This is a genomic window from Sphingobacterium sp. B16(2022) (genome assembly GCF_012030425.1).
Taxonomy (GTDB): domain Bacteria; phylum Bacteroidota; class Bacteroidia; order Sphingobacteriales; family Sphingobacteriaceae; genus Sphingobacterium; species Sphingobacterium anhuiense.
On sequence record NZ_JAAUVN010000002.1, the window covers coordinates 145,337 to 167,867 of the forward strand.

Consider the following 22,531-nt stretch of genomic DNA (forward strand, 5'->3'; position numbering starts at 1 on the left):
TTTTTATGGTGTGACACTAGGTCACACCATAAATTGTGAATAAATAATAATGAAAAATTTGAAACTATTTTTGGCAAGCTGTTTAGCAATAGCATGCTTTTCGATACAATCTGCCTACGCACAAAAAGGTGGTGTTATGCTTTATGGTTCATTTAATTACCATGAAACTGAAGCAGGTCATCAGCTAAGTGCGGCACCACTGGGGGTCGGTTATTTTTTTAATGATAATATGAATGTGGGGCTGAACTATGGTTTCAATACTTCGAAAAATAAGGCATTGGATTTTACTGATCATTTTCATGAGGTCGGACCATTTTACAGCAATACTTGGCCTTTAGGTAAACATTTTAATTTAATTGGTCAGGTTGAGGCTCATTATATATGGGGAAATGAGCATGTTGTCAATGCCGCTAATGTGATGGCTGATGGTAGCTATAACGGTTACTTACTGAGAGCCTATCCTCTGGTTGGTATTAGCTTAGGTAAAGGTTGGGCACTTAAAGCAAAAGTTGCAGAGCTTTCTTATAAGAAAAAACACAGTAAAGATGCTTCTATCGCAAATGATCATGAAATTATCACTGGAATCAATGGTTCTACGGTTGGTCTAGGGATATCAAAAAATTTATTTATTAAGGGATAATAATGATTATTACAGAAATCACAAGGAATATCAAAAATGAGGTGGTCAGTAAGCGTTGTGATCTGCTCATTATTGAGTGGTACGAATCTACGAAACGTATTCAACGTTTGCGTACGGAGGAGGGCATGGATATCGCCTTTAAATTATTGGGGAATACTTCTCAATTGCATAATGGGGATATTCTATATGAGGATGCTGACAAAATTGTTGTGATTGCTATTCGTAGTTGTGATGTAATCTGTATAGAATCGTTGAATTTTTTGGAGATTGCTTTTATTAGTTGTGAAATAGGAAATAAGCATTTGCCTCTATTTATTGAGGGGAATGAATTGCTTATCCCTTTTGAGCGAACGATGCAAAGTTGGCTGAATAAGCAGGGGATTCCCTACACGCTTGCTTCTCGTCAGTTATTAAGTCAGTTGAATGCTAATGTCGATGCAAATTATCATCGTGAGCTCAAATTTTCGACAAAGGGTATCCCTTTATTTATTAAAGCATAAAATATATGGAAAATAAATTTCTAGGCAAGCTTCTTCATTTGTCAGATCCGACGTTACCAATCGGTGGGTTTACCCATTCGAATGGATTAGAGACCTATGTGCAGAAGGAGATCGTACATAATAAAGCTACTGCAGAGTCGTATGTGAGACACAATTTGTGGTACAACTTGAAGTTTAATGATGCAGCTTTGATGCGTCTTGCTTATGATGCTACTCGAAATGATGATTTGGATTTGTTGCGCTCTTTGGATGAGGAGTGTACGGCATTGAAGAGTCCGAAGGAAATCCGTGAAGCGAGTAAGAAATTGGGTGTACGCTTGTATAAGATTTTTTCGCGATATCAGGAGCAACCGATATTGATTTGTTGGGGTGAGTTGATTAAACAGAAGAAAGTGGATAGTCATTATTGTTTGGTGTATGGTATGTTGGCTGCTTTATTAGACATCCCGATTCGGGAAGCTTTGCATGGTTACTATTACAATGTTGCTATCACTATGGTGACTAATGCTGTAAAATTAGTTCCTCTCGGACAGTTGGCTGGGCAGGATATCTTGTTTTATCTGCATGATGACCTGATGACTTTATGTGATGAGACTTTGGAGGTGGATCGTGATCTGATCGGTTTATGTAATGTTGGATTTGATATCCGGTGTATGCAACATGAGCGGTTGTACACACGGGTTTACATTTCTTAATTAAATACGAACAAATGGAAAATAGAAAATATGTTAAGATAGGTGTGGGTGGTCCGGTTGGATCTGGAAAAACTGCACTGTTGGAATGTTTATGTAAACGTTTGAAACATGAATTGAATCTAGCGGTTATTACCAATGATATTTATACGAAGGAGGATGCTGAATACATGGCTAAAAACAGTACGTTGTCTCCTGATCGTATTATTGGAGTAGAAACAGGTGGTTGCCCGCATACGGCTATCCGTGAGGATGCGAGCATGAATCTAGAGGCTGTGGAAGAACTTGCTGAACGCTTTCCAGATCTTGAATTGATCTTGATTGAGAGTGGCGGTGATAATTTGACTTCAACTTATAGTCCTGATCTTGCGGATATCACCATTTTTGTGATCGATGTGGGTGAGGGCGAAAAGATGCCCCGTAAAGGTGGACCGGCGATTACCCGATCAGATTTATTGTTGATCAATAAGATGGATTTGGCTCCTTATGTTGGTGCTAGTCTGGAGGTGATGGAGTATGATGCTCGGAAAATGCGAAAAGGGGCACCGTTTTTATTTTCGAATTTGAAGACAGGAACGGGATTGGATGAAATCATTGGATGGATCAAAAAATATGCATTACTGCATGATGTAGCTGAACCTAATTTATTGCGTTAATATGATCTGTTCTTTAAATATCAACGTTGCCCATCGTGAAGGCAAGTCTTATCTCAAGGATGCTTATGTCACACAGCCTTTTCGTATCGTTCCAGTAGGACAATACAGGAGGGATAAAGGGGCATACTTGATGATTATGAGCTCATCACCGGGGTTATTGGATGGTGATGATCATCGTATCCAAATTACGATAGATCCTGGTGCTAAATTGCAATTGCAGACTCAAGCGTATCAGCGTCTTTTTCATATGAAAGGTAAATCGGTACAAAAAACGGAAGTTACGCTCGGCGAAGGTGCGGTGTTTTCTTTTGTTCCGCACCCTATTGTTCCTCAAAATTCTTCTCATTTTCTCAGCCATAATATTATCCACATGCAAAAAAACTGTCACCTCATCTTGAGTGATATTGTGACTTGTGGACGGAAACTGTCGGGAGAGATTTTTGAGTATAATCATTTTCAGAATCTGACTCAATGTTATGTGGATGGCCGACTGATATTGAAAGATAATGTACTGTTGCAACCTGATAAATTGCCGATACAGGATATCGGGATATTGGAAGGTTTTACCCATCAGGGAACGTTTATTTATCTCAATTCTGCTGGGAAAGCTGTTGGGGGCTGGATTGAAAAATTCCATCAACAGTATGAACATGTCACGGATATCGAATTTGGAATCAGTGCGCTTCAGTATGATGGGTTTATGATCCGAATATTGGGTTATGGTGCCGAGCAGTTGTTTACTATTTTTCAGGAGATCCAGCAGGAACTGTGGGATGCTGAACTCCTTATTTAATCATTTTAATGAGACTATATTTTAGTCTTATCTTATCAATTTATCTCAAAATGAGGGATCAAGTTTTAGCTTATATAAAAGCTTTTTTTAGAGGTTTCGGACAGATCATGTTGCAAGGTAATGCTTGGACAGGCATATTATTTATTGGTGCTATTTTATATGACTCGACCTTAATGGGCTTTGCGGGTATATTGGCTAATGTTGTAGGGGTTGCAACAGCTAAAATACTGAAATATGATAAAGATCATATTGATAATGGATTATTTGGTTTTAATGCTTCTTTGTTTGGTGTAGCGCTTGTTTTTTACTTTGAAGCGAATATCTGGATCTGGATGACATTGATTCTTGGTTCCATGTTAACCACTCTTATGATGGGTTTTGCGCTCAAAAGAAATTTACCTGCTTTTACTTTTCCTTTCATAGCTGTTACCTGGATTTCACTGTATATCCTGAGTATTCCACAGCTTGCAATGCCTACTGTATCACAACATTTTGTTGATATCCAAGAAATGGATGATTTCTTGATCGAGGGACATGCTTTCGGGCAAGTGATCTTTCAAGGAAGCCTGATTGCGGGATTGGTCTTTTTCCTTGGGGTATTTATGAGCAATCCGATGGCTGCACTTTATGCTTTCGCCGCTGTGATTATCAGCATTTACCTATCTCATTATGGTCATGAATCGGAAACTATGATCAGCAACGGAACGTTTAGCTTTAATGCTGTACTCTGTGGCATTGCTTTAAGCGGTACTCGTGTGCGGGATGGATTATATGTCCTTATTGCTGTCGTGATTGCGACTTATTGTGATCATGTGCTTGTGCACTATGGGTGGACGACATTGACTTTTCCGTTTGTAGTGGCTATGTGGGCAATGGAACCTGTTAAACGTCTGGATAAATGGATCGTGGGGCGGTTTGAAGAAACTTTTAAAAGCCGATTGTCCTAAAACAATAAAACTTAGCTGCTATACAAACTGATCAATGGTTGAGTGGCCATTGATTAGTTTGTACTGGTATATAACAGACCAGTGGTCATAAAAAACTATATAATCGATGAAAAATACTCTTTATAAAATATTATCCTTACTCTTTCTTGTTATCAGTCCATTTTTATTACTTCATGCTCAGATTAGTCCTCCTGGATTGGGAAAAGCAAAAACGGCTTCTTGGTCTGCCATTGGTCTTAAAAGACAACTGGATAGTACTGGTACGAAAGAAGCTTTAACTTACCTCGGCCTAGGAACCAAAAGTACACTTGATGATTCAAATCCTTTTCATAAACAAGCTATTTTTGTCCTCAATCACGAGGTATATCATAAGTTTGCTAAGAACCAGCAATATAGTTATGCTTTGAGCTATCGTCGTCAAAATGTATATGATGCAGATGCTCCTTATCATGGTGAAGGAGTAGAGCAGGAGTTTCGCTTGTATGGGCGCTATGCTTATAGTTTCAGATTCGGTGAGCGCTGGAAATGGAAAAATACAGTCAGACAGGAATTTCGTAAATTTTTTACAGCAGATTTTAATAAAGCTGAGGAGAATTTTCAATTGCGGACTAGGCTTAAAACACAGATGAATCTGAAACTCTCGGATAGAAATAAACAGGAACTTGCATTTAGTGCTGAGGGTCTGTTTGCAGTAAGCAAAATGTATGAGCCGAAAGATGAGTGGTCAAAATTTGCTTATAAGGAAGCGCGTTTCGCTTTATATTACATGACGGATATTGCGCATACACCCTTGCACCTTGATGTTGGATATATGAATGATTTAATTAAAGGCTATAGTCAAGCGGACTTTGGTGTTCACTATCTTGCTGTTGATCTGATTTGGAATCTGCCTTATAAAAAGAAGCATTAATCGGAAAGAAATTTGTGTTTGCGATAATCACTGGGTGAATAACCGGTGACTTTCTTGAATAAACGTGTAAAGTAGGATGGGGATTTATATTTCATTTCGAATGCAATGCCTGCAATATCTCTTGTCGCATCCTGTAATAAGATTTGACTATGTAGTATACTGATTTCGTTGATCCACTGTTTAGGAGGCTTATTGGTTGCTTCCTTCACACATTTGTTGAGGTAGTTTTCGGATATATGTAATAAGTTGGCATAGAATAAAACATTCTTGTGATCTGTGTGAAATTTTTGTACGAATTCTCGAAATCGAAATGCAATATCCAATTGTCTACTCATCGGTGCTTTTACTTCGTAATCTGTTTTAATTATTTTTAACAGTATACATTGTAGCATTGATACACAGATCTCCATAACTTTTCCTTCGGTAAACAGCTCTTCTTCCAAGAGTTCAAGCATTTTTTGAATCCATACAGAGACGTGCTCTGACAAGGGGGTAAAGGGATGTGAATTGAAAAACCGGATATCATTGATGCCTAATTCAATATCTGTAACGATTTCGTTTTCATAAACGACAAAAAAACCTTCGGCATCATCTGAAATCGCTAAAGTAGCAGTAATATTTCCCTGTTTGACATTAATCACTTGATTTTCAGCTAAGGTGTATGCCCCTGATTCCAGATGTTGTGTTAAAGTTCCTTTAGTAACAAAGATTAGGAAATTGAAGGTAGTACGGTAAGGAATGACAGGCATGAGAATACTTCGTAGGTAATTTTCGATGCGGTATACCTGTATTTTGCTTTCATTGAATAGATTATGATCTGTTACATCAGGCAAAAAAAGCTTTTTGTATTCGTAATTGTTGATAATCTTAATCGACGATTTCATAGTGCTATTTCTCTAAAAAACCTTTTCATATGATGTTGATGAAAGAGATTGTGTATGTACAAATATACGATTTAGCGACCTAATTTACAGTGTAATCCTATCGATAAAATTTGTTTTTAACTGGAATTTTTCTTCATATTATCTCATGAAAAAAGCTCCAATCCGGAGCTTTTTTATGTTTAGTTTTAATCTTTTATTGTTTTTATTTTTTTTGGAATCGCATCATCGCAATATCGCCCATAATCAGAGTCAATGTATTTCCGTTGACATCGAAGGAAGTGATTTTCTCCAGCGTGCTGAAGTATACACTTTCTCCTGAACCTTCGCAGGCCATTTTAGTAGATGCTAGTGGACCAAAACTAATGTGGTTGTTTTCGGTTTTGAAAGTTCCATTGTAATTATTGCAACTACTGTTTCCAGATACTTTTTTTGCTGTCAAATCAAAGGTGATCGTAGGCTTTTTATTTGGATATAGACCTTCAAATGCAATACGTGGTCCAGATACATAATCTAATTCCCATGTACCTGCTAGTGCTTGCTCACCTTTTTCTGCTTTGATAAGCGTAAATTTAGCTAATGTTTTTCCACCTTTTTTTAAACTCAATACTTCTCCTTCTATTGTGTAGGTATCTACTGCTATAATGTTTTTTGATAACGCCTGTTCTATCTCGAACTCAGGACAAGCCATCATTGTGGAAATACCTTGTTCAAATTTAATTTTGTTTTTTCCCGTGATATTTACTGCTCCACCTAAAGTATTACAACCTGCATTTGCAGCATATCTATCGTCTTCAAACTGTAAGAAGGGGACACGTCCGTTTACCTGTGCTGGTACTGTTTTTCCATCTACTTCGATCAGTTGCCACTTGTTTCCTTTTAGCTGCATAGTTTCTGTAGTCGAATGCTCTTTGTTCGTATTTTTTTTGAAAACTGAACAACTGCTTAATCCAACGATCAGCGTTGCCATGATTAAAATCTGATTAAATTTCATCTTTTATCTTTTTTTGATATGATTGTTTAACAATAATTAGAACGTTTGGTTTGAGTGAATGCTACATTTTATACAAAAAAAGAGGAAACCTATTCGGGTTTCCTCTTTTAATCAGCACTATAGAATTGCTGTTATTTTTTATTTTGTTGTGCTTGACGCATCGCTTCTTCCATTCTTGATTGGAATGACGATTTCTTTTGCACCTTTGGATTCTTTTTATTGTCTTCTAATTTCGCTAAAATCTTATCATCATTAACCATTGAACGGATGATCAACTGTGTTAAGAATGTTAGGATTGCACTTAAGAAGTAATAATAGTTTAATCCTGCAGGGAAACTATTCAAGACGAAAAAGAAAATTAAAGGCATAATGTAACCAATGTATTTCATTTGTCCTGTCGCACCCGAAGTCGCATTGTTGTACCAAGTGGTCAATAATGTTGTTAAAGTCATCAATACGCACATCAATGATACGTGATTCACGCCGAAAATCGGTGCGAATGAGAATAAGGTATCGTATGTTGACATATCTTTCATAAACAAGAAACTTTCACCTCTCAGCTCGAATAAATTCGGGAAGAAGTAGAAGAAAGCAATTGTAAATGGCATTTGTAATACCAATGGAAGACAACCTCCCAATGGGTTTACTCCAGCTGTTTTATACAATTTCATTTGTTCTTGCTGCAACAATACTGCATTGTCTTCACCTACTTTAGCTTTTATTTCATCTAATTGCGGTTTCAATACACGCATTTTAGCCATTGATAGGTAAGATTTGTATGTTAATGGTGATAATACCAGTTTTAACAATAATGTTAGAACAAGGATAACTATACCATAACTCAAATGGAAATTGTCTAAGAAATCAAATACAGGTACTGTAATAAATTGGTTAATCCAACGCATTGGTCCCCATCCCATATTAATGATTTTATGAAAATCATGACCTTCTGCTTTAAGCGTTTTGTATTGATTAGGGCCAAAAAAGAAGTTTAACGAATAACTGTTGTCTTTTTGAGTTGCATAATCAAGACGTGCTGTAGCCGCATAAAGTTTAACAACATCGGATTCGATTGTTGTTTTTACATTTACATCTGCTGTTGTAAATCCTGTTTTGCTTGAAAGAATGTTTGAGAAATAGTGTTGCTTGAATGCAATCCATTCTACTTTTTCTTTTAACTCTTTTTCTTCATCTTTTGCTTCTGACAAATGGTCTACATTACCTGCTTCTTTATAATAGATGGTAGATTTTTGACGTTCAGAATCAATATTTTGTTCTTTCTGTAGTAAAATCGTTTCCCAATCTAAAGCAATCGTTTTTTGATCGATCTTGTTTTGAATACCTTTTGTGTTGATATCAAGACCTAAATTGAAACCATTACCTTTGATGGTATATACGTATTCAATATACTGATCAGCTCCATAAGCTAATTGTAATTTAATCGATTTTGAATCTTCGCCTGTTATCTTTACATCAGCATCTTCAGAAGTAAAGAACAAATCGTTGGTATTGATGTTTTCACCGGCGACATTAAATTTCAATCCAAATCTATTGTGGTCACCTTCAAACAATACTAATGGTTTACCATTAAAATTTGTTTCACCTTTTAATTGTACAGATTTTACACGACCGCCTTTAGAGCTTATTTTAGCAATGATTTTATCATTTTCTACTGTAATGATTTTTTCTGTGCCAAATTTCGCAGCTCCAAAAGGAAGTTTTAATGCTGCAGAGTCAAGAGGCTTGGCCTCTTGTGTTGCTCCTAGTTGTGTATTCGCTTTTGTCGAGTCTGTTAAAGGTGCTAGACCTTTTTTAACACGTGCTAACGAATCTTGTAGAACTTGTTCTTTTTTTATTTCTACGTCGGACGGTTTCATTAAGTAAAATGAACCGGCTATAATTCCGAACATCAGAAGTAAACCAATAAGGGTATTTCTATCCATTTTTTTAAATTAAACTTACTTAATTGTTTCCTGCTTTTGTATCTTATTTTTCTTATTCGACAAAGCAGCGGCTACAAAGCTAACAAAAAGTGGGTGAGGATTTGCAACAGTTGACTTTAATTCTGGATGAAATTGTCCTGCTACGAAAAAAGGATGGTTTTTCAACTCAACAATTTCTACTAATCCTGAAGTTGGGTTGATTCCTGAAGTAATCATTCCAGCTGCTTCATATTGCTCTAAATAAGCATTATTGAACTCATAACGGTGACGGTGACGTTCGGAGATTCTTGTTTTTCCGTATATATTGAATGCTTTTGTACCTTTTTTGATATCACAATCGTACGCACCTAATCGCATTGTACCGCCCATGTTAGTGATGTTTTTTTGATCTTCCATTAAGTTGATCACTGGATGTGGTGTATCTGGATTCATTTCCGTACTATTTGCATCTTTTAATCCCAATACATTACGGCCAAATTCAATTACTGAACATTGCATGCCTAAACAAATTCCAAAGAAAGGAATATTGTTTTCACGTATATATTTAATAGCGGCTAACTTACCGTCTAATCCACGTTCACCAAAACCAGGAGCAACAAGTACGCCATCCATTTCGCTCAACTTGTCTTGGACATTTTGATCATTTACACTTTCCGCGGCAATATATTGTAATTTTACTTTACATTCATTGGCCGCTCCGGCGTGGATAAAACTTTCGACTATAGATTTATATGCATCTGGTAATTCAACATATTTACCGACTAATCCGATATTTACTTCATTAGTAGGATTTTTTAATTTTCCTAAAAATGCTTTCCAGCTATCTAAATCTGGTTCATTCTTATTCGAAAGTTTCAATTTAGCAAGGACAGTCTTGTCTAATTGTTCTTTCAGCATATTTAAAGGAACGTCATAAATAGTAGGAGCATCAATCGATTCTACAACAGCATTAATATTGACATTACAAAATAATGCTAATTTTTTGCGAATTTCTTGCGTCAATTTATGTTCTGTACGACAAACTAAAATATCAGGTTGGATACCGTATTCTAATAATGTTTTAACAGAATGTTGTGTTGGTTTTGTTTTTAATTCACCAGCTGCTGCTAAGTAAGGTACTAATGTTAAGTGAATAACTACAGAATCATGAGTGCCTAATTCCCATCTTAACTGACGAACTGCTTCGATGAAAGGTAAAGATTCGATATCACCTACTGTACCACCTAATTCTGTGATGACAATATCATATTTTCCTGTTTCACCTAATAAACGCATACGGTTTTTGATCTCATCTGTGATATGAGGAACAACTTGAACTGTTTTTCCTAAATATTCACCTGCGCGTTCTTTTTGAATAACAGATTGATAAATACGACCTGTCGTCACGTTATTAGCTTGTGAAGTAGGTACGTTTAAGAAACGTTCGTAATAGCCTAAATCAAGGTCTGTTTCAGCACCATCTTCCGTTACGTAACACTCACCATGCTCATATGGATTTAATGTTCCTGGATCAATGTTAATGTAAGGGTCAAATTTTTGAATCGTAACCTTGTAGCCACGTGCTTGGAGAAGTTTAGCAAGAGAGGATGCAATAATACCCTTCCCTAACGACGAAGTAACGCCGCCCGTAACAAAAATATATTTAGTCATATCAATAATGGATTTCAAAATATAAGGCCTAAAATGGCCTAAATATCTGCTTTATGTACGGGATACAAAGATAAGAATATTTGTGGAAGACGACGTTTTTTTTTGTCTTTAATTTTAAAACACTAATTTTTTGACATGACGGTTGCATGAGGTTTAATCTTTGCTAATTCAATTTAGATCTAAACTTCATGAAAAAATCTTCAAAGTATTTTTTTGATAAATGTGCTGTTATAAATGTACCTGCTATAACTAAACTGTAGAAAATCAGAAAACTTAGGTAGGGATCTAGTGTTAGTAAATGTTTTTTCCCTAAATGAATAACGGCAAAGATCACGATCATATGATACATGTAAATTCCATAGGAGATTTTGCCTCCGTAGTCTAAAAAAGTATTGTTGAAAAATGATTTTGAATTTAATCTGATACCGATAAACAGAATGAGATTGAGAAAGAGTGCATTTAGAATGATGTATGAAAAGATCCAATGATCAAAAATATTTGATCCAATAAATGCTATACATGTATTTCGGAAGAATAAGAATGAAAATAATACGGCTAATAAAAAGTAATTGACCGCTGCATATTTTTTGTACCAAGCCTGTAAGTTTATATTGGTGTGGTATAGGAAATAAGCTCCCAGTGCACCAATTGCCATTGATTCGAAAGCAAAAGTTTTGATAAGATGCACAACAAGTACGTCTGTAATGATGTTGTTAAAACATAGTATCAGTAAAAGAATTTTGAGTAAAAATATACCTATAATAAGTGCAAACTTGTTGTCTATCCATTTAAATAGGGGTGCCCAAATGATGTAAAACCATTCTTCAACGCCGATAGACCATAGGGGTTCGAGTAGATGTGAGCCATAGGTAAAGGTGACGATACTGGGTAAAAATAAAACAAATAACAGCCAGACCTGCCCTATGGTATAGGGGAATGAATAGTTAATATGTAAGACCTGAAATAGAAAAGGGAAGATAACTATGCCTATGGCGACTAATAAGAAATATAAAGGCCAGATGCGAATGACTCTTTTCAGATAGAAATTTTTAATGGATATTGTCTTTTTCTGATCTTGTTCTTTCAGTAACAAATAACTGATGAGGAAACCACTTAAGACAAAGAAAAATTTGACAGCAGTAGTTCCATTTTGAAAAAAACTAAAATGTTCATAGGTGATGAAATCATTTTTTGTCCGAATGACTTCTCCATGGTGAAATAGAACGAGGAGTGCGGCAAAAAAACGGAACGCATTTAGATTTGGAAAAAAAGATATGTTCTTATACATTGTTGCTGTAAAAATAGCAATATTAGTTTATGTTTCTGCGTTATTTTGTTTCTACAAATTATTGTTATAGCGTTATAAATGTTGTGTGAATAGCATTTTTTGAATTGATGCAGACGTTCAGATAAGCTATGGTAGAGTTACTGGTTATAAAGATCAAAATTACCTCTATTATCTAAGGATACTTGAATTTTTTTTGACTGTTTTTCCTTGATCTTCATACTATAACTTTGTTTGTCTTTATTTAGATCCAAAGTGACCTCATAATCTTTCAAAGCGGGTAGTAGGTATTGATTATATAATGAAAGTTTCGTTAATTGATCGCTATATCGACGATTTTCCTTTTTAAACAATTGTTGTAAATAATGAATATTCCAAGCTAGTTTAGTGACGGCATAACTATTTGGAAGTGTTGCTTCCTGCTTTTGTGCTTGTTCTACAAATTGTATATATCCCCATCTTTCTGGATAATGCATATTAATTAAACCGATCGGTGACCATACCCAATTGTCTTCAGCTAAGGGCTTATTATTTTCTTTTTTTCTACTGTAATGATTATTTGTGATATCATGTTGCCATTGTACACGTGAAAAATTACATAACCAGTAATCATTTGCTTTAGGCATTGAGGATTTACCGAAAGCATATAATGATTGATGTGGAATTGCAAATTCAACAGACCAGTATGTATCTATATCCTGGGGATTATTAAGGGTACCATTGATATGTACTGCGGATTTTAGATTTTTAACATCCCAATGTGTAATGGCCTGACCCCCGAATCGATATGGTTTTGGTAACATAAGATCGAAAATGGTATGTAATGGATTGACCTCTATTTCGTAATATTCTGCTTGATATAAATTGGGTTTTAAAAATATTTCAAAGTCATTGTTTAGATAAACAATTTCATCGTGCTTGTAGATATCTGCCCAAATATGAGGTTCATACAGTTTTGCGTACACATATAGGTAGGTGGAATCCCAAAGCATTTTTACTTCGGTTTTATACAAAGGTTTTTTGTGCTCGCCACCTTGAATATCTTCAAAATTATTAATTGTTTTTGCTTTTGTCCAGCTAATTTCATCGTCCTTACCGTCAATTATTAACGGTTCACTGATTTTAAGTACCGGATATGTTTTTGGAATGGACTGTAGTGCTAAAAAATCTTGAATTGAATTTTGGGCATAGCTGTTCAGGAAACAGCACAGGAATACGAGGGTAAAAATAGACTTGTTCATATAATACTTTTCAGGTCATAAGATAAACTAAAAAGATTTAGCATGGAAGAAGTTTTTGACTTGTAAAGAAAATGTTGCTATATTGGGGATTTATGGCAATAAAAAAAGGCATCGAAACTGAATTCAATGCCTTTTTTTATACTTGTGTAGTCGTAATTAGATTCTTTTAGACTTAATACGAGCAGCTTTACCAGTAAGACCACGTAAATAAAATAATTTAGCGCGACGTACTTTACCGTAGCTGTTTACTACAATTTTTTCAATGTTTGGCGAATTTATAGGGAAGATACGTTCCACACCAATGCCATTTGAAATTTTGCGTACAGTGAAAGTTGAATTAACACCTTCGCTGTTCAATTGGATAACCACACCTTGGTAAATTTGGATACGCTCTTTATTTCCCTCGCGAATTTTATAATGAACGCTTATGGTGTCTCCTGCTTTAAATGCGGGAACTTCATTTCTGATTACCGCTTGTTCTTCTACAAATTTTACTAAATCCATGATTATGAGTAATTAAATACGATTATTAGCCTGTAAAAATCGGAATGCAATATTACAGCTTTTTTTTTACTTTAAGAAATACTTTTTTCAAAAAATATTGAGCTGCCTTAGTTTGTTGCAAAGATAGAAAAACACTTTTAATATTTAGACCCTTGCTCACGATATATTTTAAAAAGTTTTACACATCGAGGTTAGGATGTGAATTTAAATGCTATCGAATTGAATGCTGATATTTTATTTCTCAATAAATCAGGCTTTTATTTAATAATGTTAAAATTATATTTGACAGATTGAAAAAACGCTGTATATTTGCATCACAGTAAACAAAAGGGGATACCTTTTCGGGGTGTAGCGTAGCCCGGTATCGCGCCACATTTGGGATGTGGAGGTCGTAGGTTCGAATCCTGCCACCCCGACCAAGAAAATAAAAGCTCTAACGAAAGTTAGGGCTTTTTTGTTTACGTGCAGATTCGAATCGCAGCATCTTTTGGAATAAGCTTATGACCAATAGGCTTAAAGTATTCTAGCCTCCCGATCAATATACTTCAAACCTTAAGAAAATGACCAATTCGGTTACTCATTTTCTATACTAATCTTTGATTTTTGAAATATGCTCAACAATTAACATTCGTTTTTGTGCTGTTTGTCACAAAGTGATCTCTTTCCCTCGATCTGTCTTCTTGGCTCCATTATTGTGTCAATTCAGTTGCCGATAGCAATCAAAGAAATTGGAAATCGCGGAAACGAGATGGTGATGATCTATAAATTGACTTTTAGGATTCAATTTTTTCCATGACGATTTACTCAATATGGTTGGAATTATTTAGTTTTGGCTTGTTAGCTAAGGAAGATTACACTATTGCCTCCTCGGCAAAGGAACGTTTGGAAAAACTCAGAAATACGGACGAATAATGATATTAAAAAAAATAATTGGCTTCAAATACCTGTGTACCGGGATGCTTTCCGCTTTGGTGGTTACGGGTTATGGGCAGGAAGTAGAGAAGCAACTAAATGCAGAGCAAGTGCAAACGATGGATTCCATTGATGTCGTACGCGACTACCGACCTGTTCTGGCCGATGCCGTAAAGGTTCGCAGGAGCCCAGATATGAGTCATATCAATCGGGAAGCCATTGAGACGGAGCTACGTCAAATAGCCACAGCTACCTATTTTGCAAATAAAACGTTTAAACAAGCTTATTACACTATATTGCTTAAACAGCATCCAAACGCTTCACGCAGCAATATTGATAGTTACCGTATCAGCTATCTGGCTTACCAGGCACGTGAATATCCAAGAGCGGCCTCTATTTTGGAGTCGCTGGAAGCTTCGGATGCCTTTTATCAGGGTTCGATCATAACTTTGGGTCATATTGCACTGGAAACCGGCGATAAGCAACGCGCACGAAATGCATTTGTCAAAGCGATGAGACTAGATTTCGACCCCCAATTGAAAGCAGATGCGCAATTTAACTATGCCAAAATCTTGTATGCAATGGACTCTACCCAAGCCGCTCAGCAAGTTCTGGAAAAATATATTGCTCAAGAATATGGGGGGCGTGAACTAGGCGCTCAAGCACAGGAAAGTGCGGAAATATTATCGGCTCAAATCCTGTTGGGGACGAGTAACTTCCATACTGGAGTAAGTCTGTTGGAGTCGTTGAAAGATAGAGGGCGGGAAGTCGATGCTACTTATCAAAAAGCAACTTACTATCGCGGATTGGAGTTTTATAACGAGCGCGCTTTCGAAAATAGCATATCGACATTCATGAGATCTGAAAAATTCCCGATCGATGCAAAAATGGCCGCGCTTGCTACTTATTGGAAAGCGGAAGCGATGTATGAAGTGCGCAAATATGGGGAGGCGGTAGAAAACTTCTCCCGGTTCTTACGGTTGCCTGTTGCAAAAAATACCGACGTATATAATTATGCAAATTATGGGCTGGCTTATGCCGCGTTCAGAAATAACAGTTTTAGTATGTCGGCCGATTATTTTGAGCGCTTTTTGGCTGTCGAGGGAAGTTCGCTAGATGAAAATATACGTCATGACGTAATAGCACGTTTGGGCGATTCGTATTTGTCTATGCGCAATTACGACCGTGCCAACCAATATTATGATCAGCTTATCAACAGTAAAACTTCCAATCAGGACTATGCGTTGTTCCAACGAGGTGTTATCTTTGGATTGCAGGGAGACCATGAAACCAAGCTAAAGATCCTGCAGTCTGTTTTGAAACAATTTCCGGCTTCGAATTATGCAGATGACGCCGCCTTTGAGATCCCCTATACCTATTTCACTACGGGAGATTATGATCGCGCTATCGATGGTTTGCAACGGATGATCGAAAAATACCCGCGCAGCAGCTATGTGCCCCGCGCATTGATGACCATAGGGCTCGTGCAGTATAATAAAGATGATTCCGAAGCGGCGAAAGCCACTTTCAAAAGTGTTGTGGAGAAATATTCCAAAACCAATGAGGCACAGCAAGCGATGCGTTTTATTGAAAACATCTACCTAGACCAAGGGGATGCTACGAGCTATATTCATTACGCAATCGGCACCAATGTCAGTAACCTGAGCCCTGCGGAGCAAGATAATATGGCTTTTCAAGCAGCCCAATCTCTGTTTGCCAAGCAGCAATACGCAGCTTCGGTGGAAGCCATCAATGCGTATTTTGATAAATTTCCGAAGCCCAAACAAGAAAAATATGCCCGTTACATCCGCGGGGTGAGTTCGTACCGCACTGGGCATCCAAAGGAAGCACTGCACGATCTGAATATCATCCTAAACGACTGGACAAGCAAGTATACAGAAAACACCTTGCTGACAGTGGCTGCCCTATATCTTGATCTAAAAGAATACAACGAGGCGATTGTGCACCTCAAAAAATTGGAACTCAATTCAGATTATAAAAAGAACTATGGTTACGCAATAAGTAACCTGATGATGTGTTATTTCGAACTCGGCGACATGGAGCAGATGGCCAAGTATGCGAAGTTGATAAAAGATTACGATGGCGCATCGCAGGAGGAAATTGCTAAAGCTCATTTATACAGTGGAAGGGTATTGCTACAACAAAAGAACATCGTGTCTGCCATGAAGGAACTCAATCTGGCTGCTCTGAAGAGCCAAAAGGCGGTTGGCGCAGAAGCGCGATACCGTGTTGGGCAACTGCAGTATGATAACAAGGAATACGACAAAGCCATTGAAACTGCCTTTGAGGTGATTAATAGTGAGGAAGAAAATGCATACTGGGAAGCCAAGAGTTTCCTATTGCTTGCTGATAGCTATGCGCGTAAAGGCAATACTTTGCAGGCGAAGAGTACGTTGGAAAGTGTAATTGAAAATTATGAAGAAAAAGATGATATCATTCCGTCAGCAAAAGAACGTTTAAAGAAATTGAACAATAAGTAACCTTCGCTTGTGAAACAAAAGAAAAATTCATTTCGTTTCTAAAGGTAGACGTAACAAGTATAGTTATGTTTCCCAAAGGACCAATAGCAGTAAGACTGAAAATAGTGTCCGGTGTGAATAGCATTCAGGTGCCGAGTTATTTTTATATCCTGATATAACAGAAGAGAGTCAAATTGAAAGTGCGATGAGGACTTACAAAGTGAATAGCAAGTGAATAGTAGGTTTACAAATGCCACTGTATAGCAACATCATTGTTTTTTTTAGCTTCATTTTGGCGAGAAAACAAAAATAAACAAGGTATTAAAGTTATCTTTTTCATATAGCTAAGTTAGCATATTTTTATAACATTGCTATCCAATTACGCTTACCTTCATTAAATGTGTGATCAGTTCATGATAAGGCTTAATTATGCTAAATCTTTCGATGGATTCAAAACCAGAATCTTGACCAAGATTATAGCTATAACATCATTTAATACATAGGCAAAAATATATTCATCAGAAATATCAATAATTTAAAAATCAGTATTATTTAAAATGCACAACGGGTTATTACTAAATTTCTATACCAAGTAAAAGTATTAAGTGTTTCGTTCAAGTCATAAGACATCGCCACATCATATGCCCGCTTAGGATAGCTGTATGCCTTATAACCAATATTGATAATGGGATTTAACATACTAATATGCGACCTAACAATTTTGAAGCGTGTTCTACTCAGCAGTTACTCAGGTGTAGGTGCTCATTTTTTAACGCGACGAAGAGAACGCAAATAATTTCCTGTTTTCTTTAAGACAACCACAACAGAACCTGCTTTCCCGGAAACAGTCCCCTTAACGCCATTTTTGATGATTGCCATAATTACCTGATTAGTTTACAGATAATCAAGATAAAAATTAAAACGGGAACATCCTAATACCAAATTTTAGCTAATAGCAATTTTTAATCAATTTTTAGACAGTAATCAGTCAATATTGATACAGTCTACACTGAGTAATCACTGAGCAAGCACTGAACAAACACTGAACAAGTAATGTTAAAAAGTATAATTTGTTAATCATCTGATCTTCGTTTGCTGCACCTAAAAATTAAAGAGAGGACCTACGTTTGTGTAAATACCAAAATAGGTTATGATTTCTGCTTGCTGGACTATCGGGGTTATGGTAAGAGTGGGGGAACAGTGACCAATCAGGAACAATTATACGACGATGTATAATTGATGTATGACACTTTAAAAGCCAAATATAGTGAAAACAGAATAGTGGTAATAGGGCAATCCATTGGGTCTGGAGCGGCATCATTCCTTAGTGCTCACAACCAGCCGAAAATGGTAATTTTACAAGCCCCTTATTATTCAATAGCGGATTGGATACATCAGTTGGTACCAGCTCTTAAAATTGTAAATAACTCATTTAAGTTGGAAATTTATAGTTATTTGAAGAAAATAACCTACCAGTTAGTTCTGATACACGGAGATGCTGATGATGCTGTATATTATGGTTCCTCAAAGAAATTATCAAGATTTATAAAACCAACAGATCGGTTTATCACCCTTCCTGGCGAAGGACATAATGATTTTACCAAAAATGAAACATATTTGACGTGGATAAAGAGACTGCTCAAGTAACTATTCGATAGATTATCCATCTTTTCTCCCCATAAGCTTAAAGTAACAATATGGAATCTATCAAAAAGATTAATGTAGCCCTACAGAAATCTTATGTGGCTATTTGTGACATTAAAAGAACCATATTTAGTATGTCATCAATCTACCTGTTGTGAAATGAAAATGGGTGATTCTCTATAAAAACATGCTTCTACTTTCGTTGATTAGCCCTTTTTAACAAATTGCTTTTAATTTTTTATTGTCAGTCAGGATAGTGCAGGATGCTTAAGCTATATCGGATTTTTATATTTGAGGTAGCTAAAAAAAGCAACCCTTATACTTTTGATTATAAACAACTTATAGGTGCCTTTTATCCTGGGTCCTAATATCTTTAATAGAATATAGAATGAAAAACTTTAATAAAAAAGGAGGTTTAGGTATGGGAGAAGAATCGTACTAAGAACGAGCTTGAATAAAAAACCGATAGTGTTCTAGCACCATCGGTATGCATTTAAGGCCTTATTTTAAATTAATAGAGAGCGTCTAAACTCTTAATCTTAAAACCATCAAACCTTGCAAAGTTATGCAATATGATCAATTTAACAAAAAAATAACTGAGAATTTTACAGTCCAAAATTTATGTAGAACGCAGACTGAAAAAATTTCAAATCCGCTACTAGGACGTTCTAGTCTTTTGAAAGCATCATTATTATTGTCTGGAATATTTTCTATTCAACTGTCTCATATTCAAGCTTCAGTGGTGGGTTATTCGGGTCGTGTCTTTGATTTGGAGGAAAATCATGGAATGCTTTTTAATAGTAATTCAGCTAGAATTACCCGTAGCAACATCCAAGAGCAAATTACTGTTAGCGGTATCGTACGTGATGCAAAAGGACTTCCTATCCCGGGTGTTACTATACAGGTCAAAGGTACAGATGTTGCCACATCTACTGCTGAGGACGGGAGCTATGTCATAACTTTAAATAAAGGCCAAAGTTTGTCTTTTCGGAATATAGGTTATTCTAGCCAAGAAATTGTGATTACAAAAGCAGGAGAGCAGCACGTTACACTAATCAGTATGTCACAAGACATCGATGAAGTTGTGGTGGTGGGATATGGTAGTCAACAGAAAAAGGATGTTACTGGATCTATCGCATCGGTATCGATGAATAATGTTCGGGGGCAAGCTATTGCTAGTCCTGATCAAGCCTTAACGGGCCAGATTTCAGGTGTTCAGGTAAGTACCTCCAATGGAACACCAGGAGGTGGTCCCAGGATTCGTATACGTGGAATTGGTGCTATCGGAGCAGGAGGATCGCCATTATATGTTATTGATGGATTTCCGGTTCCGTCTTCTTCAAGCGAACGCTCAAATCCTTTGACGGCAATAAATCCCAGTGATATCGAATCTATGACTGTATTAAAAGATGCATCTGCAACAGCAATTTATGGATCGAGAGGTTCTAATGGTGTTATCTTGATCAATACGAAAAAGGGTACAGTTGGAAAATTGAAGATCAATGTTGCGGCGAGTTCAGGTATTCAGGAAGTACCAAAAAAAGGTCGTCCCAATATGATGAATGCTATGGAATTTGCTCAGTTTCGTAAAGAGGCTATAGAAGATAAAATCCGATATGAGGAAGGTAGGGAGCCTACATTAAATGATATTCCAGAGGAATATCGTAATCCTGAAACTTTAGGGGCTGGTGTAGATTGGTATGATGCAGTTACCCGAATTGCACCAATGTCTGATTTTAATGTGAGTTTTAGTGGTGGAAATGAACAGATACGCTCTTTTGTTTCGGCAGGTTACCTGAATCAATCGGGGGTGATGTTAAACACTGGTTTTGAAAGGTTTTCCGTCCGGGGTAATGTAGATGCCAATATCTCTAATAAATTAAAATTGGGGATGAATATTGCACCTACATTATCTTATCTCAAAGGAGGTGTTAGTGGGCAGGGTAGGGATGAATTTTTCGAAATTTCCACACCCGTTTCTACCATTTATAATGCAGATGGTACTTACAATCCATATATCGTTTCACCGGGTACTTTTGGGAACCCTAATCCAGTTATGTTCTTGAATGAACGTGTTGATAAAAGCAGCAAAATGAAAATTTTGATGAGTGCCTATGCGGAGTATAGCATTCTTCCTAAACTAAAATTTAAGACAACTTTTAACGTTGATTATCAGGATGAAAGTGGTGAATACTTTCGACCTTCAACTCTAGCAAACCAAAATGCTCCAGGACCGTCGATTCCCAGTGGAAACTATACACGTGGTCAATATATCAATTGGGCAAATGAGAATACATTAACTTATGATTACAGTTCGGATAATGGTCATACAATAAGTGCGCTGGCGGGTTACTCCATTCAGTCCCAAAAAGATAAGTCGGCAGGGTTCAATGGGTCGCAATTCCCGGATGATGATATTCAGACCTTAAATGCAGCGGCTAGGATCACAGGTGGTACGGGCATTGAAGATTGGGCATTAATCTCTTACTTGGCCCGTGTAAATTACACTTTTAAAGATAGATACATCCTGACCGCATCTTTCCGTTCGGATGGTTCTTCGAGATTTGGTAAAGATAATCGATGGGGGTCGTTTCCATCTGTTGCACTAGGCTGGCGGCTGTCAGAAGAAAAATTCTTAAAAGATGCGACTTGGGTTGATGAATTGAAACTTAGAGCATCATACGGTAGAAGTGGTAATTTCAATATTTCTAATTATGCGCCATTAAGTAGTATTGGAACGGGTAATTATGTCTTTGGTGGTAGTTTGGCACCAGGTCGTATTATGAACAGCTTAGGTAATAGTTTCTTAGGTTGGGAAAAGATGAAAGAGTTAAATGTAGGTTTAGATTTTGCGACTTTAAATAACCGTCTGACAATTGCAGCAAACTACTACAAGCGTAATACTTTAGACTTATTGTTAAATACGCCGATTCCCCAGTCCTCTGGTTTTTCTTCTGTAACAGAAAACCGAGGGGATGTTGAAAATACCGGTTTTGAATTTTCCGTGAGTTCCATCAATATTACCAATGATAACTTTAAATGGAATACTGATTTCAACATTTCTTTCAATAGGAATAAAGTGATTGCTTTAGGAAGAAGCACTGATCCGATTTTCTCTGGGGCAAGTTCGGAAGGTAACTTTACTAATGTTACCCGAATCGGACAGCCTGTTGGTATGATCATCGGCTATGTGGTTGATGGAATTTATCAAAATCAAGCTGACCTAGAGAAATATGCTTCATTTCCAGGGGCTATTCCAGGCAATCTTCGGATGCGGGATGTGAATGGTGATGGAGAGATTACACCGAACGATGATTTTGACGTCATAGGCAATCCGTATCCTGATTTTACATGGGGTATGACCAATACATTTTCTTTTAAAAATTTCGACCTGCGTGTGCTGATGGTCGGATCAATGGGACAAGAGATGTTGCATGCCACGCGTTTTTACACGGATAATATTGATGGGGTTTTTAATGTACGTAAAGAGGTGGCAGATCGTTGGAGGTCTGAAGCAAATCCTGGTAGTGGATTAGTTCCGACTACAAATGGTACAGGCAGGGGCCGTGTTATGTATCGCGATACGCATTCCTTGTTTATAGAGAAAACGGATTATGTATGGATCCGTAATATCAATTTCGGTTATACATTTCCTAAAAGTATAAAGGGAGTTATCAAGGACATTCGAGTCTATGGAAATATTCAAAATCCTTTCTTGATTACGGGGTATGATGGTAATCCAGAAGGGACCAACATTAATAGAGGTGATATTAGTCCATTGGTGCAAGGACTTGACTACTCTGCTTATCCAGTTCCAAGAATCTATACACTCGGATTAAATTTCAATTTTTAAGTCTAC

The 22,531-nt window shown here is 36.8% G+C and carries 18 protein-coding genes, 1 tRNA gene and 1 pseudogene; 12 read left to right on the forward strand and 8 right to left on the reverse strand.

The window, feature by feature from the left end:
• Positions 1-49 precede the first annotated feature (49 nt).
• From HCX49_RS11090 to HCX49_RS11120, 7 genes are all read left to right on the forward strand, one after another.
• Positions 50-640 carry a hypothetical protein gene (locus HCX49_RS11090; protein WP_021192447.1) on the forward strand — a complete coding sequence of 197 codons (591 nt, stop codon included), beginning with the start codon at positions 50-52 and terminating at the stop codon, positions 638-640.
• A 2-nt stretch (positions 641-642) separates the two neighbouring features.
• Positions 643-1,140: an urease accessory protein UreE gene (locus HCX49_RS11095; protein ID WP_132770925.1), complete on the forward strand. Its 498-nt coding sequence runs from the start codon at positions 643-645 to the stop codon at positions 1,138-1,140.
• A 5-nt stretch (positions 1,141-1,145) separates the two neighbouring features.
• Positions 1,146-1,835, forward strand: a complete 690-nt coding sequence (locus tag HCX49_RS11100) for an urease accessory protein UreF (protein WP_168127129.1) — start codon at positions 1,146-1,148, stop codon at positions 1,833-1,835.
• A gap of 14 nt (positions 1,836-1,849) precedes the next feature.
• Positions 1,850-2,488: an urease accessory protein UreG gene (gene ureG / locus HCX49_RS11105; RefSeq protein ID WP_132770923.1), complete on the forward strand. Its 639-nt coding sequence runs from the start codon at positions 1,850-1,852 to the stop codon at positions 2,486-2,488.
• A 1-nt stretch (position 2,489) separates the two neighbouring features.
• Positions 2,490-3,281 (forward strand): urease accessory protein UreD, encoded by a 792-nt coding sequence (locus tag HCX49_RS11110; RefSeq protein ID WP_132770922.1) that lies wholly within the window; start codon positions 2,490-2,492, stop codon positions 3,279-3,281.
• A gap of 50 nt (positions 3,282-3,331) precedes the next feature.
• Positions 3,332-4,228, forward strand: coding sequence for an urea transporter (locus HCX49_RS11115; protein ID WP_132770921.1), 897 nt, complete (start codon positions 3,332-3,334; stop codon positions 4,226-4,228).
• A gap of 106 nt (positions 4,229-4,334) precedes the next feature.
• Positions 4,335-5,138 (forward strand): DUF2490 domain-containing protein, encoded by an 804-nt coding sequence (locus HCX49_RS11120; RefSeq protein ID WP_132770920.1) that lies wholly within the window; start codon positions 4,335-4,337, stop codon positions 5,136-5,138.
• Here HCX49_RS11120 and HCX49_RS11125 read toward each other — a convergent pair.
• The 7 genes from HCX49_RS11125 to rplS all read right to left on the reverse strand — a co-directional run bounded on the left by HCX49_RS11125 (position 5,135) and on the right by rplS (position 13,636).
• Positions 5,135-6,022 carry a helix-turn-helix domain-containing protein gene (locus HCX49_RS11125; protein WP_132770919.1) on the reverse strand — a complete coding sequence of 296 codons (888 nt, stop codon included), beginning with the start codon at positions 6,020-6,022 and terminating at the stop codon, positions 5,135-5,137. The two genes, HCX49_RS11120 and HCX49_RS11125, sit on opposite strands and share 4 nt — an antisense overlap.
• A 202-nt stretch (positions 6,023-6,224) precedes the next feature.
• On the reverse strand, positions 6,225-7,013 hold the full coding sequence (locus HCX49_RS11130) for an META domain-containing protein (protein ID WP_132770918.1): 789 nt from the start codon (positions 7,011-7,013) through the stop codon (positions 6,225-6,227).
• A 131-nt stretch (positions 7,014-7,144) separates the two neighbouring features.
• Positions 7,145-8,956, reverse strand: coding sequence for a membrane protein insertase YidC (gene yidC / locus HCX49_RS11135; protein ID WP_021189531.1), 1,812 nt, complete (start codon positions 8,954-8,956; stop codon positions 7,145-7,147).
• A 15-nt stretch (positions 8,957-8,971) separates the two neighbouring features.
• The gene (locus HCX49_RS11140; RefSeq protein ID WP_132770917.1) at positions 8,972-10,606 is read right to left on the reverse strand and encodes a CTP synthase; all 1,635 of its coding nucleotides are present in this window, start codon (positions 10,604-10,606) and stop codon (positions 8,972-8,974) included.
• Between the two features lie 163 nt (positions 10,607-10,769).
• Entirely contained in the window at positions 10,770-11,894 is a 1,125-nt protein-coding gene (locus HCX49_RS11145; protein ID WP_168127130.1) for an acyltransferase family protein, read from the reverse strand.
• Between the two features lie 137 nt (positions 11,895-12,031).
• Complete coding sequence (locus HCX49_RS11150; RefSeq protein ID WP_132770915.1) at positions 12,032-13,132, reverse strand: carbohydrate-binding family 9-like protein; 1,101 nt, start codon at positions 13,130-13,132, stop codon at positions 12,032-12,034.
• Positions 13,133-13,288: 156 nt separating this feature from the next.
• Positions 13,289-13,636, reverse strand: a complete 348-nt coding sequence (gene rplS / locus HCX49_RS11155; protein ID WP_021189535.1) for a 50S ribosomal protein L19 — start codon at positions 13,634-13,636, stop codon at positions 13,289-13,291.
• A 342-nt stretch (positions 13,637-13,978) separates the two neighbouring features.
• Here rplS and HCX49_RS11160 point away from each other — a divergent pair.
• From HCX49_RS11160 to HCX49_RS25820, 3 genes and pseudogenes are all read left to right on the forward strand, one after another.
• Positions 13,979-14,055 (forward strand) — tRNA-Pro (locus tag HCX49_RS11160).
• 687 nt (positions 14,056-14,742) lie between these two features.
• Positions 14,743-17,049 (forward strand): tetratricopeptide repeat protein, encoded by a 2,307-nt coding sequence (locus tag HCX49_RS11165; protein WP_237682780.1) that lies wholly within the window; start codon positions 14,743-14,745, stop codon positions 17,047-17,049.
• Between the two features lie 377 nt (positions 17,050-17,426).
• Positions 17,427-17,584 (forward strand): annotated as a pseudogene (locus HCX49_RS25820) (IS982 family transposase); the annotation flags it as partial.
• Here HCX49_RS25820 and HCX49_RS25395 read toward each other — a convergent pair.
• Positions 17,581-17,727 carry a hypothetical protein gene (locus HCX49_RS25395; RefSeq protein WP_206368404.1) on the reverse strand — a complete coding sequence of 49 codons (147 nt, stop codon included), beginning with the start codon at positions 17,725-17,727 and terminating at the stop codon, positions 17,581-17,583. The pseudogene HCX49_RS25820 and the gene HCX49_RS25395 overlap by 4 nt on opposite strands.
• A 540-nt stretch (positions 17,728-18,267) precedes the next feature.
• On the opposite strand from HCX49_RS25395, the gene HCX49_RS11170 reads away from it, so the two are divergent.
• Together HCX49_RS11170 and HCX49_RS11175 are read left to right on the forward strand one after the other, a co-directional pair.
• A complete protein-coding gene (locus HCX49_RS11170) occupies positions 18,268-18,675 on the forward strand; it encodes an alpha/beta hydrolase (RefSeq protein WP_132770913.1) in 408 nt (135 codons plus the stop codon).
• 562 nt (positions 18,676-19,237) lie between these two features.
• Positions 19,238-22,525 (forward strand): SusC/RagA family TonB-linked outer membrane protein, encoded by a 3,288-nt coding sequence (locus HCX49_RS11175; RefSeq protein ID WP_132770912.1) that lies wholly within the window; start codon positions 19,238-19,240, stop codon positions 22,523-22,525.
• Positions 22,526-22,531 lie beyond the last annotated feature (6 nt).

Bases quoted from the DNA above. Each gene is read 5' to 3' on its own strand.
- HCX49_RS11090 (WP_021192447.1), top strand. From the start codon at position 50: ATGAAAAATTTGAAACTATTTTTGGCAAGCTGTTTAGCAATAGCATGC.
- HCX49_RS11095 (WP_132770925.1), top strand. From the start codon at position 643: ATGATTATTACAGAAATCACAAGGAATATCAAAAATGAGGTGGTCAGT.
- HCX49_RS11100 (WP_168127129.1), top strand. From the start codon at position 1,146: ATGGAAAATAAATTTCTAGGCAAGCTTCTTCATTTGTCAGATCCGACG.
- ureG (WP_132770923.1), top strand. From the start codon at position 1,850: ATGGAAAATAGAAAATATGTTAAGATAGGTGTGGGTGGTCCGGTTGGA.
- HCX49_RS11110 (WP_132770922.1), top strand. From the start codon at position 2,490: ATGATCTGTTCTTTAAATATCAACGTTGCCCATCGTGAAGGCAAGTCT.
- HCX49_RS11115 (WP_132770921.1), top strand. From the start codon at position 3,332: ATGAGGGATCAAGTTTTAGCTTATATAAAAGCTTTTTTTAGAGGTTTC.
- HCX49_RS11120 (WP_132770920.1), top strand. From the start codon at position 4,335: ATGAAAAATACTCTTTATAAAATATTATCCTTACTCTTTCTTGTTATC.
- HCX49_RS11125 (WP_132770919.1), bottom strand. From the start codon at position 6,022: ATGAAATCGTCGATTAAGATTATCAACAATTACGAATACAAAAAGCTT.
- HCX49_RS11130 (WP_132770918.1), bottom strand. From the start codon at position 7,013: ATGAAATTTAATCAGATTTTAATCATGGCAACGCTGATCGTTGGATTA.
- yidC (WP_021189531.1), bottom strand. From the start codon at position 8,956: ATGGATAGAAATACCCTTATTGGTTTACTTCTGATGTTCGGAATTATA.
- HCX49_RS11140 (WP_132770917.1), bottom strand. From the start codon at position 10,606: ATGACTAAATATATTTTTGTTACGGGCGGCGTTACTTCGTCGTTAGGG.
- HCX49_RS11145 (WP_168127130.1), bottom strand. From the start codon at position 11,894: ATGTATAAGAACATATCTTTTTTTCCAAATCTAAATGCGTTCCGTTTT.
- HCX49_RS11150 (WP_132770915.1), bottom strand. From the start codon at position 13,132: ATGAACAAGTCTATTTTTACCCTCGTATTCCTGTGCTGTTTCCTGAAC.
- rplS (WP_021189535.1), bottom strand. From the start codon at position 13,636: ATGGATTTAGTAAAATTTGTAGAAGAACAAGCGGTAATCAGAAATGAA.
- HCX49_RS11165 (WP_237682780.1), top strand. From the start codon at position 14,743: ATGAGTCATATCAATCGGGAAGCCATTGAGACGGAGCTACGTCAAATA.
- HCX49_RS25395 (WP_206368404.1), bottom strand. From the start codon at position 17,727: ATGTTAAATCCCATTATCAATATTGGTTATAAGGCATACAGCTATCCT.
- HCX49_RS11170 (WP_132770913.1), top strand. From the start codon at position 18,268: ATGTATGACACTTTAAAAGCCAAATATAGTGAAAACAGAATAGTGGTA.
- HCX49_RS11175 (WP_132770912.1), top strand. From the start codon at position 19,238: ATGCAATATGATCAATTTAACAAAAAAATAACTGAGAATTTTACAGTC.